Source organism: Pseudazoarcus sp. NS34 (assembly GCF_059703725.1).
Genome location: NZ_BAAKIZ010000002.1, coordinates 515,760 through 530,475 on the forward strand (window position 1 = coordinate 515,760; position 14,716 = coordinate 530,475).

The 14,716-nt window shown below is 62.0% G+C and carries 16 protein-coding genes and 2 tRNA genes; all 18 read right to left on the bottom strand.

All coding sequences use genetic code 11. The features are described 5' to 3' along the window. Nucleotides 1-9: 9 nt before the first annotated feature. Entirely contained in the window at nt 10-1,224 is a 1,215-nt protein-coding gene (locus AC6H0N_RS08890) for an FAD-dependent oxidoreductase (protein WP_497573737.1), read from the bottom strand. A gap of 3 nt (nt 1,225-1,227) precedes the next feature. Beyond that, the gene (locus AC6H0N_RS08895) at nt 1,228-1,629 is read right to left on the bottom strand and encodes a sugar 3,4-ketoisomerase (RefSeq protein WP_497573738.1); all 402 of its coding nucleotides are present in this window, start codon (nt 1,627-1,629) and stop codon (nt 1,228-1,230) included. Further along, on the bottom strand, nt 1,616-2,482 hold the full coding sequence (locus AC6H0N_RS08900) for a glycosyltransferase (RefSeq protein ID WP_497573739.1): 867 nt from the start codon (nt 2,480-2,482) through the stop codon (nt 1,616-1,618). The genes AC6H0N_RS08895 and AC6H0N_RS08900 overlap by 14 nt, the downstream gene beginning before the upstream one ends. A gap of 136 nt (nt 2,483-2,618) precedes the next feature. Continuing rightward, a tRNA-Pro gene (locus AC6H0N_RS08905) sits at nt 2,619-2,695 on the bottom strand. 49 nt (nt 2,696-2,744) lie between these two features. Further along, nucleotides 2,745-3,125 carry a MerR family transcriptional regulator gene (locus AC6H0N_RS08910; protein ID WP_497573740.1) on the bottom strand — a complete coding sequence of 127 codons (381 nt, stop codon included), beginning with the start codon at nt 3,123-3,125 and terminating at the stop codon, nt 2,745-2,747. Further along, nucleotides 3,106-3,417 carry an integration host factor subunit alpha gene (locus AC6H0N_RS08915; protein ID WP_497573741.1) on the bottom strand — a complete coding sequence of 104 codons (312 nt, stop codon included), beginning with the start codon at nt 3,415-3,417 and terminating at the stop codon, nt 3,106-3,108. Before AC6H0N_RS08915 ends, AC6H0N_RS08910 begins: the two co-directional genes overlap by 20 nt. A 5-nt stretch (nt 3,418-3,422) precedes the next feature. Then, a complete protein-coding gene (gene pheT, locus AC6H0N_RS08920) occupies nt 3,423-5,801 on the bottom strand; it encodes a phenylalanine--tRNA ligase subunit beta (RefSeq protein ID WP_497573742.1) in 2,379 nt (792 codons plus the stop codon). A 20-nt stretch (nt 5,802-5,821) separates the two neighbouring features. Continuing rightward, complete coding sequence (pheS, locus tag AC6H0N_RS08925) at nt 5,822-6,853, bottom strand: phenylalanine--tRNA ligase subunit alpha (protein WP_497573743.1); 1,032 nt, start codon at nt 6,851-6,853, stop codon at nt 5,822-5,824. A gap of 64 nt (nt 6,854-6,917) precedes the next feature. Further along, the gene (rplT, locus tag AC6H0N_RS08930; protein WP_497573744.1) at nt 6,918-7,277 is read right to left on the bottom strand and encodes a 50S ribosomal protein L20; all 360 of its coding nucleotides are present in this window, start codon (nt 7,275-7,277) and stop codon (nt 6,918-6,920) included. A gap of 12 nt (nt 7,278-7,289) precedes the next feature. Continuing rightward, nucleotides 7,290-7,487 carry a 50S ribosomal protein L35 gene (gene rpmI, locus AC6H0N_RS08935; protein ID WP_497573745.1) on the bottom strand — a complete coding sequence of 66 codons (198 nt, stop codon included), beginning with the start codon at nt 7,485-7,487 and terminating at the stop codon, nt 7,290-7,292. 135 nt (nt 7,488-7,622) lie between these two features. Further along, on the bottom strand, nt 7,623-8,141 hold the full coding sequence (gene infC, locus AC6H0N_RS08940) for a translation initiation factor IF-3 (RefSeq protein ID WP_497573985.1): 519 nt from the start codon (nt 8,139-8,141) through the stop codon (nt 7,623-7,625). Nucleotides 8,142-8,166: 25 nt separating this feature from the next. After that, complete coding sequence (gene thrS, locus AC6H0N_RS08945) at nt 8,167-10,083, bottom strand: threonine--tRNA ligase (RefSeq protein WP_497573746.1); 1,917 nt, start codon at nt 10,081-10,083, stop codon at nt 8,167-8,169. A gap of 159 nt (nt 10,084-10,242) precedes the next feature. Further along, nucleotides 10,243-10,319 (bottom strand) — tRNA-Val (locus AC6H0N_RS08950). 44 nt (nt 10,320-10,363) lie between these two features. Beyond that, on the bottom strand, nt 10,364-11,155 hold the full coding sequence (locus AC6H0N_RS08955; RefSeq protein ID WP_497573747.1) for a 3'-5' exonuclease: 792 nt from the start codon (nt 11,153-11,155) through the stop codon (nt 10,364-10,366). Beyond that, nucleotides 11,152-11,559: a YdbL family probable chaperone protein gene (locus AC6H0N_RS08960; RefSeq protein WP_497573748.1), complete on the bottom strand. Its 408-nt coding sequence runs from the start codon at nt 11,557-11,559 to the stop codon at nt 11,152-11,154. Before AC6H0N_RS08960 ends, AC6H0N_RS08955 begins: the two co-directional genes overlap by 4 nt. A gap of 11 nt (nt 11,560-11,570) precedes the next feature. Continuing rightward, entirely contained in the window at nt 11,571-11,756 is a 186-nt protein-coding gene (locus AC6H0N_RS08965; RefSeq protein WP_497573749.1) for a hypothetical protein, read from the bottom strand. A gap of 19 nt (nt 11,757-11,775) precedes the next feature. After that, on the bottom strand, nt 11,776-13,749 hold the full coding sequence (locus AC6H0N_RS08970; protein ID WP_497573750.1) for a translocation/assembly module TamB domain-containing protein: 1,974 nt from the start codon (nt 13,747-13,749) through the stop codon (nt 11,776-11,778). Between the two features lie 4 nt (nt 13,750-13,753). Next, complete coding sequence (cysM, locus tag AC6H0N_RS08975) at nt 13,754-14,644, bottom strand: cysteine synthase CysM (protein ID WP_497573751.1); 891 nt, start codon at nt 14,642-14,644, stop codon at nt 13,754-13,756. Between the last annotated feature and the right edge of the window lie 72 nt (nt 14,645-14,716).

Sequence of the window (14,716 nt, forward strand, 5' to 3'; positions counted from 1 at the left end):
GCAGCCGGCTCAACCGGCCAGCAGGCTGTCGGCCAGCTTCAAGGCCATCCAGGGGGCGGTCGCGTACTTTCCGGTATCCACCGACAGGTAGCGGCCGCGACGCGATACTCCGAACTCGTCGCGTCGATGCAAGGTCGAGCGCGGATCAGACAGCGCTCCCCGTCCGGCCGCATACACCCAGCCTCCTTCCACACGCACGCTCTCGGCGGCTTCTCGCACCTCGGCCACCGCCGGCAGGTAGGTCTCGAGCGTAGCCATGACGCGTTGCGCGAATGCATCCTTTCCCGCTTCGTCGGGCAGAGCCGGTTGTGGCGGCGACACTTCGGCGCTGTCCAGCAACAGCCCATCGGGATACCACGACAGGTAAAAATCCCGGCCGTTGTAGTTCTTGACGTCACCAAACGCCCCGGTCGCAATGAGCACGCTCGGCATAGGCAGCGCGCGCGCCGTGCGCACGAACAACGCAAGTCGATAGCGGTTGGACCAGATCGGAGGAGGAGGCAGACCGGCCTCCTGATCGACCGCCAGACGCCCGTTCCAGAGCGCGTTGATCACGTAGTCGTACGGTCCGTCGTGCTCCCCGGCCGCGGTGACAAGCTGCCATTTCGCGTCTTCTGCAGCGCCCACCGGCCGGGCGCCAACGATATGCGTATCCATTCGCCACTCGATCGCCGGCTCAGCGCGCAAGGCATCGACATAGCGATCGGCAATCCGTGTGGTCGCAACCGATCGTTCAGGTATGGAAAATCCGCCAACGATCTCCGGCGATTGGCTGACGCGCGCGACTTCCGCGGTGCTCAGTCGGCGCACTCGGCAATCGGAGACATCGATCAGATAACGACCGGCAGCGGGGTGCGCCGCGACCAAATCGGCCACTCGCGCAAAATAGGCTTGCATCGCAGCCAGCCCGACCAGCGAATCTCGATGACAGACGAACAAGTCGTCATCGCGCGTCATGACCTCGTCAAGCGCGCACTCCAGCAGGTTCTCGACGGTCGGCCTGAACATCAGACTGCCTTCCAGCACGTGGCGGGCTGTCGCCAGAGAGGGATCCGCGCTGTACAGAAAGCCCAGGTGGATCTTCCCTTCATTCCAGCGACTGGCGCCGCAGAACGGCATGCTGGCCGCATCGAAAAGCGTCACCGAGACCCCTCTTCGTGCCAACTGCAAGGCCAGCGAGCTCCCCATGATTCCGGCGCCAAGTACCGCAATACGCATGTTCATCCGTCAGTTCCAGCCGGTGAAGTAGGAATCGGGCGAGTACGGCTCGCTTGCGAGCACGAGCAATACCGCGCCCTCGTCGACATAGGTCTGACGGCACCACACCTGCGGGCCAACCAACAGCAAGCCTCCGTCGGGCACGAGTCGGACAGTCGCCTCCTCGCCCGCGTGACGCATCAGTACGTCAATACGTCCCGCGATGCATGCCAGCAACTGCTCACCACCGCGGTGGCCGTGACCCCCACGCGCCGTGCCGGCCGCAGCGCCCGAAACGGTAAAGACCCGTGCAGGTACGAACGGCAGCCCCGAAAAATCAAACGCATGCAGCGAACCACGATCATCAACATGCGGCGGCCACGCCAAAACTCGCACGCGCCCGCCGAACCAGCTGGCTTCAGTGCGGGACATCGCGCCCCCGGTCATGCCCCAGCAACCGGGAGATCGAGCGCTTGAGCATCTTGCGACGCATGCGCGCGAGCCTGCGAAACACTGGCCAGGCTAGTCGCGCCTTTGCGGCGAGAGGAAATCCGCAACGCCGAATCTCTCGCAGGCCCGACAGCCCGACCTCGTATTGCTGCCGCTTCGAGAACTCCCAGCTGCGCGAGAGGCTGCCCACCTGGTAGTACTTGAAGCACAGCACCTCCGGGCAACGCACGAAGCTGCCGAGCAGACTCATGTGGGACAACCACGGCCAGTCGGCCGAAAACTCGCCGGCTCCGTGCGTCCTCAGCCCACCGATCCGCTCGGCGGCCGTTCGGCGAAACACGCCACGGTTGGGCAGCCACCACAACGGCACCTGCGCAAACATCAGCGCGCCACGTGCCATCGCATCCTCTACCCCTTCGAGCGCGTCGAAATGCAATACCTCGTTGCGTCCATCGACATAGGTGAGCGACATGTCCGAGAAGGCCATCACTGCATGGGGCGTGCGATCAAGCAAGCCCACCAGCTTCTCGACATAGTGCGGATCCAGCACGTCGTCATGGAATGCAAAAAGGACATACTCGGATTGGGCCTGACCGAGCAGGAAATTGCAGTTGCCGACGTAGCCGAGCCGCGTGTCCTGACGGCAGATACGGAATCTCGGGTCGATTGCCGCGTGCTCCATGCAGATGCGGGCGGTATCGTCGTCACACGCATCGACAGAAATGACAACGGAAAGCCCGGGGCAGCCTTGTGCACTCAGGGAATCCAGCGTGGGCTGGATGAACTCGGCCGCCTGATAGGCCGGCAGCAGCGCGGTAACACGGGGAAGCGACATTCGACTGCGGCTCTTTGTCTCTGGGCGAATGGGATCAACTGTAACGGATCCGAACCAAGCCTAGTACCGCCCCAGCTGGAATCGCAGGGCAAAAAAATGCCGAACCAATGTGGATCGGCATTTTTCTTCATTCAATTGGTCGGGGCGGCGGGATTCGAACTCGCGACCCCTTGCACCCCATGCAAGTGCGCTACCAGGCTGCGCTACGCCCCGACACAAGCTGCGCATTATAGCAGCCGCCGAGCGCTTTTCCAGTGAGATTTCAGCCTTTCAGGAAGTGCAGCAAATCCTCGATTTCGGCTCGAATCTCTTTGATGCTTGCGCGCAGATGGACGGCTTCCGTGGCCTCTTCCTGCTCGTGGATGGCGCTCTCGCCGAGGCGGTTGCGCGCGCCGGAAATCGTGAAGCCTTCGCGGTACAGCAATTCACGGATGCGCCGGATCAGCAGGACTTCATGGTGCTGGTAATAACGTCGATTGCCACGCCGCTTGACCGGCTTGAGCTGTGTGAACTCCTGCTCCCAGTAACGCAGCACGTGCGGCTTCACCCGGCACAGGTCGCTGACCTCGCCGATCGTGAAGTAGCGCTTCGCCGGAATCGGCGGCAGCGGCTCCTGATCGTCGTCAGGATGGCTGTTGTGCATTGTCCAACTGCTCCACGGCCGCCTTGAGCTTCTGGCTGGCATGGAAAGTCACGACGCGGCGCGCGGAAATCGGAATTTCCTCGCCGGTCTTGGGGTTGCGCCCGGGGCGTTGAGGCTTGTCGCGCAACTGGAAGTTGCCGAAACCGGACAGCTTGACCGGCTCGCCGCGCTCCAGCGCCTGACGGATTTCCTCGAAGAAGCCTTCGACCATGTCCTTGGCCTCACGCTTGTTGAGACCTACACGTTCAAAGAGCAGTTCGGCCAGTTCGGCCTTGGTCAATGTCGCGCTCATTATCCTCATCCGCGCAGTCGGGCGCTAAAGGAAGCGTCCGCCTCGCCAACAAGGGCGGAGATGGCCGACTCGACTTCCGTATCTTCAAGTGTTCGTTGAGTATCTTGCATCAAAACCCTGAATGCAAGACTCCTTTTGCCTTCGTCCACTCCCTTCCCGGAGTAGACGTCAAAGAGCTCCACAGAGCACACGATGGGCGGCGCAACGCGTTTCATCGCTGCCAGCAGATCCGCCACCGGCACGCTCTGGTCGACCGCCAGCGCGATATCTCGCGACACGCCCGGGAAGCGTGACAGTTCCTGATAGGCCGGCACCTCAGTAACAAGGGCGGCGCCCAGATCGAGCTCGAACACGATTGGGGCGGCGCCAAGATCGTAGGATTCGGCCCACTGCGGGTGGAGTTCTCCAATTACGCCGACAGGCACCCCATCAATTCGCACTTCGGCCGAGCGCCCCGGATGCAGGGCCGGATGAGTTGTCGGCACAAACTCGGCGCGACGCGGCGCGAGTAGCGCTTCGACGTCACTTTTGAGGTCGAAGAAATCCACACGACGCGTGGCCACGCCCCATTGCTCGGAGAGCGCCGGACCAGCGGCCAGAGCAGCGATACGCAGGGGTTGGTGATATCCCGCAACCGGCCCGCCGTCCGCATCGGACAGAAAGCAGCGCCCCAGTTCGAACACGCGCACACGCGCTTGCTGGCGCTTGAGGTTGTCGGCCAGGGTCGCAATCAGGCCCGGAATCAGGCTGGTGCGCATCACGCTCATCTGGCTGGCAATCGGATTGGCCAGCCGCATGGGCGCAGTGTTGCCGCAAAGCTCACGCTCCCAGCGCTCTTCGATGAAGGCGTAGTTGATGACCTCCTGGAAGTCGCGCGCGGCCAGCAGCCGGCGCAACGACCAGCCGGTGCGTTGCGCTTCAGGCTGCACCAACATCGACATGGGGCCCACCGCAACCTTGGCAGGGATATTGTCGTAGCCGTGCAGGCGCACGATCTCTTCAATCAGATCGGCTTCAATCTGGATATCGAAACGAAAACTCGGAGGCACAACAGTCAGAACGTCGCCGTCGCGCTGCACGGACAAGTGAGCACGTTCCAGCAGCGCGATCATTGCCACGTCATCTAGCTCGAGCCCCAGCACGCGGCGCGCCCGTGCCAGACGCATGCTGACCGGCTGGCGCTGCGGCAAATGTGCCTCGGAGACCGCTTCCAGCACCGGGCCGGCCTGACCGCCGCACAAATCGAGGATCAACTGCGTAGCGCGCTCGATGGCGCGACGCGGCAGCTCGAAGTCCACGCCGCGTTCAAAGCGATGCGAAGCATCCGAACTGAAGTTGTACTGGCGCGCGCGGCCGGCAATGGCCTCAGGCGCAAAGAAAGCGCTTTCGAGGAACAGGTCGGTGGTTTCGAGGGTGATACCGCTCTCTTCACCACCCATGATGCCGGCCAGCGCGAGCGGGCGCGCTTCGTCGGCAATCAGCAAGGTGTCGGCATCGGGCGTGACCGTCTGTTCATTGAGCAGCAACAGCTGTTCGCCGGCGCGCGGCATACGCACGTGAATGGCGCCGGACAGCTTGGCGTCATCGAAAGCGTGCAGCGGCTGGCCGAGTTCCAGCATGACGTAGTTGGTGATATCGACCAGCACGCTGATCGAGCGGACGCCACAACGCTCCAGGCGCTGCACCATCCACCCCGGCGTAGCGGCGCGCGCATTCACCCCGCGCACAATGCGGCCGCAATAGCGCGGGCAGGCTTGCGGCGCGTCCAACACGATGTCGCGCGTATCGTCGATCGTCGCTGCAACGGTTTCGATGAGCGGCAGGGACAGCGCTGCGCCAGTCAGCGAGGCGACCTCGCGTGCCACACCCGCCAAACTCAGGCAATCGGCACGATTGGGGGTGAGCTTGATCGTGACCATGCGGTCGTCGAGCGCGAGCAACTCTCGGATATCCGCGCCAACGGCAGCATCGCTCGGCAAGGCCAGCAGGCCCTCGCTGGCGTCCGAAACTCCCAACTCGCGCGCCGAGCAGAGCATGCCGAACGACTCCAAGCCGCGCAGCTTGGCCGCCTTGATGTCAAAGCCCGGCAGCTTCGCGCCAACGCGCGCCAAAGGTGCCTTCATGCCGACCGCCGCATTCGGCGCACCGCAAACGATCTGCAGCAGCTGGCCGGAGCCATCGTCGACCTTGCAGACCTTGAGCTTGTCAGCGTCCGGGTGCTTCTCAGCCGCGACAATCTGGGCGACGACGACGCCGCTGAATTCGGCCGCGACCGGATCGCACTCTTCGACCTCAAGGCCAGCCATCGTCAGCAGATGGCCCAGCGCCGCGGTATCGAGCTGCGGATCAACGAGCGCGCGCAACCAGTGTTCGGAAAATTGCATGGGGGTATCCGCTGCAGTAATTAACGGAACTGGCTCAGGAAGCGCAGATCGTTGTCGAAGAACAAGCGCAGATCGTTCACGCCATAACGCAGCATGGTCAGGCGATCCAGGCCCATGCCGAAGGCGAACCCGGTGTAGCGTTCGGCATCAATGCCGCCGAAGCCCAGCACGTTCGGATGCACCATGCCGCACCCGGCGATCTCCAACCAGCGCCCTTCCAGCGCACCGCTCATGAAAGCGACGTCGATCTCGGCGCTGGGTTCGGTGAACGGGAAAAAGGACGGACGGAAACGCACCTGCAGATCGTCGGTTTCGAAGAAGCTCCGCAGGAAGTCGGCGATGATGCCCTTGAGGTCGGCAAAGCTGACGTTTTCACCCACCCACAGCCCCTCCAACTGATGGAACATCGGCGAATGCGTGGCGTCGGAATCAACGCGGTACACGCGGCCCGGCGCGATCACACGCAAGTCGGGCATGGCCTCGGCGGCGGCATAGCGCTCGACATGCGCCAGCATGGCGCGAATCTGCACCGGGCTGGTGTGCGTGCGTAGCAGCACGTCATCACGCCCTTCGATGTAGAAGGTGTCGTGCATCGAACGCGCCGGATGATTGTCGGGCGTGTTCAGCGCAGTGAAGTTGTGCCAGTCGCTCTCGATCTCGGGGCCATCAGCGACGACGAACCCGATCGAACCGAAGAGTTGCTCGACACGCTCCTGCGTGCGGGTGACCGGATGCAGACCACCCAGACCCGCGCCGCGTCCCGGCAGCGTCACGTCCAGCGCTTCGGCTGCAAGCTGGGTTTCGAGACGTGCCGCGCGCAAGGCATCGCGTCGCGCCTCGAGCGCCCCTTCAACGGCCTGCTTGGCGCGATTGATCTCGGCACCGGCAACGCGTCGCTCTTCCGGCGGCAACTTGCCCAGCGCCTTGAGACGCTCGGTCAGCGAGCCGGTCTTGCCCAGATAGCGGGCCTTGGCCTGTTCGAGCTGATTGGGGTCACTAACGCCTTCGAACTCGGCAACCGCTGCGGCGACGAGAGAATCCAGATTGTCCATTTGGGTAACTGTCCGTACAGAAAAAAAAAGGAGGCCAGGCCTCCTTTTTTTGCGCCGCGCTGGATCAGGCGGCGAGTTTGGCCCGGGCTTGATCGGCAAGTGCTGCAAACGCAGCCCTGTCGAACACAGCCAGGTCGGCCAGTACCTTGCGGTCCACTTCCACTTCGGCTTTCTTCAGGCCGTGCATGAAGGTGCTGTACGTCAGGCCCAGCTCACGCGCAGCGGCGTTGATACGGGCAATCCACAGAACACGGAACTGACGCTTGCGCTGACGACGGTCACGGTAAGCATACTGACCGGCCTTCATCACCGCCTGTTTGGCGATGCGGTATACGTTCTTGCGGCGGCCACGGTAGCCCTTGGCAAGGGCAAGGACCTTCTTGTGACGGGCGCGGGCGGTTACACCACGTTTAACTCGGGGCATGGCGGTCTCCTATCAAGCGTACGGAAGCATTGCACGGATCAGCTTGGCATCGGAGTCATGGACTTCCGTCATGCCGCGCAGCTGGCGCTTGCTCTTCGTGGTTTTCTTGGTAAGGATGTGGCGCTTGAACGCCTGGGACCGCTTGATCCCACCGCTCGAGCGGACCTTGAACCGTTTGGCGGCTCCGCTCTTGGTTTTCATCTTGGGCATTACAACACTCCTGTTTTTGGATGCCGTCGGGTAGCACCGTACTTCGATGCATTTGTGACCCGACACCACTTCTTTTCGTCCTTTTGAGGACAATTTCCCGACCGTGCAAACACGGTCAGCGAAATACTGCTGCGATCAGTGCTTCTTGGGCGCGATCACCATAATCATCTGACGCCCTTCCATCTTGGGCATCTGCTCGACCACACCGAGCTCATCGAGATCGGTACGGATGCGCTCAAGCTGACGCATGCCGATTTCCTGGTGAGCCATTTCACGACCACGAAAACGCAGGGTGACCTTGCATTTATCGCCTTCGTCGAGGAAGCGCTTGAGGTTCCGCAGTTTGATCTGGTAGTCGTTTTCATCCGTACCGGGACGAATCTTCACTTCCTTGATCTGCACCTGCTTCTGCTTCAGGCGTGCCTCGTGAGCCTTCTTTTGCTCCTGGTACTTGAACTTGCCGAAGTCCATGACCTTGCACACCGGGGGATCGGCCATGGGCGCAATCTCAACCAGATCAAGGCCTGCTTCCTCGGCCACATTCAGGGCCGCCTCAAGCGAAACGATACCGAGCTGTTCTCCGTCATCCGATACCAGCCGGACCTCAGGCGCGTTGATTTCGTTATTAACGCGCTGTTTCTTGTCTTGAGCGATGGTTCAGTTCTCCAAAATAGCAATATCAGGCCGTGCCGGCTTTCGCTTCAATTTCGCGTTGCCAGCGTTCGATCAACGAATCCAGGGACATCTGACCAAGATCGAGGCCACCTCGCGCACGCACTGCAACAAGCCCTTCGCCCTTCTCCTTCTCGCCTACAACGAGTTGATAAGGCAGCTTGAGTGCGCTGTGCTCGCGGATTTTATAGTTTATCTTTTCGTTACGCAAATCCGCCTCGACCCGGAAACCCGCGGCGCGCAGGCGTTTTGTGACGTCCGTGGCGTATTCGGCCTGCCCATCTGAAATGTTCAGCACGACAGCCTGCACCGGCGCCAGCCAAAGCGGCATCGCCCCGGCGTGGTGCTCGATCAGGATGCCGATGAAGCGCTCCAGCGATCCGAGGATGGCGCGATGCAGCATCACCGGGTGCTTCTTGGTGTTGTCGTCGGAAACATACTCGGCACCAAGACGCACCGGCAGATTGAAATCGAGTTGCAAGGTGCCGCACTGCCACACCCGCCCCAGACAATCCTTCAGCGAGAACTCGATCTTCGGGCCGTAAAAGGCACCCTCGCCGGGCTGCAGTTCGTAGGCCAGATCCTGAGCATCCAGAGCCGCAGCCAGCGCGGCCTCAGCCTGATCCCACTGCTCGTCGGTGCCGACACGCTTATCCGGGCGGGTCGACAACTTGACCTCGACATCGGTGAAGCCGAAATCGGCATAGACCTTTTGCAGCAGGCAGATAAACTCCGCCGCCTCGCCCTGCACCTGTTCGTCGGTACAAAAGATGTGGGCATCGTCCTGCACGAAATTACGCACACGCATGATGCCGTGCAGCGAACCCGACGGCTCATTGCGATGGCAGGAGCCGAACTCGGCCATGCGCAGCGGCAGGTCGCGGTAGCTCTTCAGGCCCTGGTTGAAAATCTCGACGTGGCACGGGCAGTTCATCGGCTTGATCGCGTAGTCGCGCTTTTCGGACTGCGTCGTGAACATCAGGTCGGAGTACATGCCCCAGTGACCGGACTTCTCCCACAGGCTGCGGTCGACGACTTGCGGCGTCTTCACTTCCTGATAGCCCTCGGCGCTGATGGTGCGGCGCAGGTATTGTTCAACCTGCTGCCAAAGCGTCCAGCCCTTGGGGTGCCAGAACACCATGCCCGGCGCTTCTTCCTGGATGTGGAAGAGATCGAGCTGACGACCCAGTTTGCGGTGGTCGCGCTTCTCGGCCTCTTCGAGCATGTGCAGGTAATTGGCCAGATCTTCCTTGCTGGCCCAGGCCGTGCCGTAGATGCGCTGCAGCATCTCGTTCTTCGAGTCGCCACGCCAGTAGGCGCCGGCCACCTTGGTCAGCTTGAAGACCTTGAGCTTGCCGGTATCCGGCACGTGCGGGCCACGGCACAGATCAATGAAGTCGGCCTGGCGGTACAGCGAGACATCCTGATCCGCGGGGATCGAAGCGATGATCTCTGCCTTGTAAAGCTCACCTTCGCCCTTGAAGAACTCGACCGCCTTGTCGCGCTGCCACACCTCGCGCGAGACCGGAAGTTCGGCCTTGGCCAGTTCCGCCATGCGCTGCTCGATCTTCTCCAGATCCTCGGGGGTGAACGGGCGCTTGTACGAGAAGTCGTAATAGAAGCCGTTGTCGATGACCGGCCCGATGGTGACCTGCGCATCCGGGAACAACTGCTTGACTGCGTGCGCCAGCAGGTGCGCCGTCGAATGGCGGATGACCTCCAGCCCTTCTGCATTCTTCGACGTGAGAATGGCAAGGCTGGCATCCCGCTCGATGCGGTGCGACAGATCGACTTCGCGACCATCGACCTTGCCCGCGAGCGCGGCCTTGGCCAGACCGGCACCAATCGAGGCTGCGACCTCGCCCACCGTCACCGGCTGATCGAAGCTGCGGACAGAACCGTCAGGAAGCGTGATGTTGGGCATTTCCGGGGCCTCGCGATCAATGACTTGTGCAACAAAACTGCGGACGAAAAAAAAGTGCGGTCGAGCCGCACTTCTTTCTCTGGAACGATGCTGAGCCCAACCTAATACTGCACAGAGGCGGTAGTGGTAGTTCGGGACATCGACATGGCTCCTGGGTGTTGGTAGGCGCGATTGGATTCGAACCAACGACCCCCACCATGTCAAGGTGGTGCTCTAACCAACTGAGCTACGCGCCTGCTAAGAGCGGCGAATTATAGCGGCCCGTTCAGGCTTGTCAAAATTATTTGCTCGGCCAAGCCTCGAGAAAGGCCTTCCAATGCGGTGCGTCGATCTTTTCGAGTGATTCGCGCACAAAAGCCAGCTCCGCTGCATGCGCCGCTGCGTCGCGCTCACCACGCATGCGCTGGAAACCGAGAAAGACCAGGTAGGTATTCACGACGTCAGTTTCGCAATAGTCGCGAATTTCATCCTGCTTGCCGTCCAGCCACGCCTGCCACACGGCCGAACCATCCATGCCGAGCTTGCCGGGAAAGCCCATCAGCTTGGCCATTTCGTCCAGCCGCACCGTGGCGCGCGGCTGATACATCGCCAGCAGATCCATCAGATCGGTGTGACGCGCGTGATAGCGGCTGATGTAGTTGTTCCACTTGAACTCGCGCGAGTCGTGGTAATCGCCCTCGCCCTGATCCCAGTAGCGCGGCGCAGACGCACCATGAATCAGGCCACGGTAGTGCAGCACCGGCAGGTCAAAACCACCACCGTTCCAGGACACGATCTGCGGCGTGTAGCGCTCGATGCCGTCGAAGAAGCGCTGGATGATCTGCCCCTCGCCACTCTCGGGCTCGGCGAGGGAGAACACGCGGAAGTTCTGTGCGTCACGCAGCACGCAAGAAATGGCCACGACGCGCTGCAAGTGGTGCGGCAGGAAATCCGAACCGGTCGCGACGCGACGCTGCTGAAAGGCGAACTCGGCAACTTCCGCATCCGCCAGATCCGCTGGCAAATCATGCAGATCGCGGATTCCGGCGACATCGGGAATGGTCTCGATATCGAATACGAGAACGGGAGTCACTTGCGTTTCCAGCCGCTCGCCCCTTCGACCCACCAGCCGGACTGGGCGCGGTCGATCCAGCGCTGGGCGAAGGTATTGCGGATATCGGCCTCCCACTCGGGATGCCCATTGGCGCGCGCGATCTCGCGATAGAGCGCACTGCGGTCCGCATTCTCGGCGGCAATCAATGTCGTAACGCGGCTGCGCTGGGCCAGCGGCACGCTGGAGGCGTCACGCAGGGCAACACTACCGTCCTTCGCCAGCCCGATAGCTCCTGATGCATAGAGGGGCGCCAGATCGCCGTGCCGCTGCTGCATCGACTTCTGCAAAGCGCTGATCGCCGGCGTATTGATTTCGAGGTTTCCCTGGGCAACGGCAAGCGACGCGCATGCGGCAAACAGCAGCACGCACAGCGCACGAAGCATGGATGGAAAAGTCATTGCGTGCCTCCGTTGGTCGGCATGGGCGTGGTCGTCGAGCTCTGCAGCTGCCAGACCTCGTCGATGATGCGGTCAGCCGCCTTTTCAGCAGCAGCCGCCGGGAAATAGATGTTGATGGTGACGCAGCCGGCGAGCGCCATCATCAGCACACCGGCGAACAGGCATCGGTTCAATCCGATCACGTGTATTCCCCTTGGAGGTTCAGCGTATGACAGGCGCCGTATTGGACTCGATCACACGCTGCACGCGACCGACCAGCTCGTCCCAATTCACGCGACGATTGTAGCCGATGATATTGAGCGCCGGGATTCCGCCACCACGCACGATATCGAAGCTGCCAGCGGCGCCTCCATCGATACCACCCATGATGCACACGCCACCGTCGAGGCGGCAGCTGAGACCGATTTCGCGGTAACCGAAGTCATCCAGAAAGCGCAGGAAGCTGCGCTGCAGCGCAAGACCCGCACCTGGCCCGGCCAGCGCTCCGAGGTTCTCGACGGCACGCTGGCTGATGCGCTTGCGATATCTCCCCGGGCTGCTCGCAACCCGCGCATCAAACCGCACGGGGCGCCAGTCGGCCAGTTCCAGCCCCGCAATATCGACATCCACAAAGCCCGTCATACCGCCGAACGAAAAGGTCTGCGTGAGTTGCGCCAGATCGATGTGGCGCCCCTCCAGATTGCCGTACAGACGGGAAGAGACCCCGAAAGGCTCAATGGCCATCAGTTCGGTCATCCGCAGATAGCCATCGAACACCGAGATGATCAGCGCTCCATCAAGCGCCAATTCCCCCGGAGACACCCGCAACCCGGGCAATGATGCGGACAGTACTCCGGCCATCTCGGGCAGCCCGATCGCTTTCGTCAGCAAAGGCATGGAGATCGGTTCGACAACGGCTGCGCCACTGCCGGACCACCCACCCTCGCCTCGGTGCAGGGCCAGACCGTTGAGCACGACACGACCATCGAGCACCGGCACTGCAAGCTGCTCAATGGCCAGAGACGCGCCGCGCAATTCGGCATCCAGATCAAAGCCGCCAAGCTCCAGCGCCTGCCAGCGGCCTCCTTCGAACCGCAGTCTGGTTCGCGTCGCCTCGTCTGCACGCCACGGCAGGAGCCCGGACAATGGGCCAAGCGAAAGCGCGCTGTCGATGTCTTCGAAGCGCACCTGATCAAGCGCCGCATCCACAGAACGCAGGACGCCCTGCTCGAACACGACCCCCGCGCTGAGCTTGCCTGCAAATCGAAGCGACTCGGCCCGTTGCGGTGCCACCAGCGGTGCGATGAAGCGCGGCCCTAAGACACCAAGATCTGCCGACGCAATGGCGAGCGCAAAGTCCTGCGGCGTGCCGTCGGGCAGCAAGATCGTCGCCCGCGCCTCAACAGCTTCTGCGCCATCGATATCCAGCGCAAAGCGCTTCAGCTCAAGCGTATCGTTGCGCAGCGAGCCCGCAACAATAAGCCCGGCCGGCGCTTTGACATATACGGGGTGGACGTAGCTCTCACCGGCCGTCCATTGCAAACGACCCGAAAAATCATGGCCACCGCGACGCGGCTGCACGCTCACATCAACTTCCAGCCTCAAGCCTTCCGCGGCTTGCAAGCCATCGCCACTGGCGAATGCCCCGTCCGACAAGACTCCCGAGACACTGACTGTCGAATCCGCTGCGAGCTGGACATGCCCGTCGAAGAATCCACTCGGCGCGTAGCCGGCAAGCGCCGGAACCCATGGCACGAGCCGTTGCAACCCGACGTGGGCAAGTCGCGCAGACAGCTCCCCATCGTGAAGAAGAACCGCCAGCGACTCTCCAGCCGCCGTTCGCAGGCGTAGTTCGCCGTCTCTCGAAATCAGGTCGAAGTCGAAATCAACCGTGACGACTTCATCGAGGCCCGCGCCTTCTACCCGCCCGCCTTTGCAGCGCAAATCGGGGAGGGAAAGCAGGAATTCCGGGCAGTGCAGGCGCAAATCACGCCAATCCTCACCTGCTATGCGCAAGCGTTCGATGCGCAGGTCCGCGCTGGCCCCATCGTCCGCGACCCTGAACGCAAGGCTCTGCAGACCGAAGGCTGGATGCTCGATCGCGCCGACACTGAAATTGAGCGCAGCCGCATGCCCCTTCCCAATGCTGAACACACACATCACCGCAAGCGCAAAGCCGCGCCAGCAGGCAATCATCGCGTCAGCCCGGAAACACGCCTGTGGACAGGTAACGGTCGCCTCGATCGCATACGATCGAGACAATTACCGCATTCTCGACCTGCGCGGCGAGACGCAAGGCGACATGCATCGCGCCGCCCGACGAAATTCCCGCGAAGATGCCCTCCTCACGCGCGAGGCGACGGGTCATTTCCTCTGCTTCGGCCTGCCCCACGTACTCAAGGCTATCCACGCTGCGCTTGTCGTAGATACGCGGCAGATAGGCGTCCGGCCACTTGCGGATGCCCGGAATCTGCGCGCCGTCTTCCGGCTGGCATCCAATGATCTGGATGGCCGGATTCTGTTCCTTGAAGAAGCGCGAGCACCCCATGATCGTGCCGGTGGTGCCCATGCTACTGATGAAGTGGGTGATGCGGCCCGCAGTCTGCTCCCAGATTTCAGGAGCTGTGCCCTCATAGTGAGCCACCGGATTGTCCGGGTTTGCGAACTGGTCGAGGATGATGCCGCGCCCCTCATCACGCATGCGCTCCGCCACGTCACGCGCCATCTCCATGCCGCCTTCCTTACCTGTCAGCACCAGTTCGGCACCGAAGGCACGCATGGTCTGGCGTCGCTCGACACTCTGGTTCTCGGGCATCACCAGGATCATGCCGTAGCCCCGCATTGCCGCCGCCATGGCCAGCGCAATGCCGGTGTTGCCACTGGTGGCCTCGATCAAGGTATCGCCCGGTTTGATATCACCGCGCGCCTCGGCGCGTACGATCATCGACAGCGCCGGCCGATCCTTCACCGAACCGGCCGGATTGTTGCCCTCGAGCTTGGCAAGAATGACGTTGTTGCGTCCGGCCGTAATGCGTTTGAGGCGCACCAACGGCGTTTGTCCGACGTAATCTTCGAGCGTCTTGTAGTCCATGTCAGCCTTGCTGGATGTTCTGCGATGGCGGTAAGTGTAGATGCGCAGCGGTCGTGCCTGAAGCCACCGCCG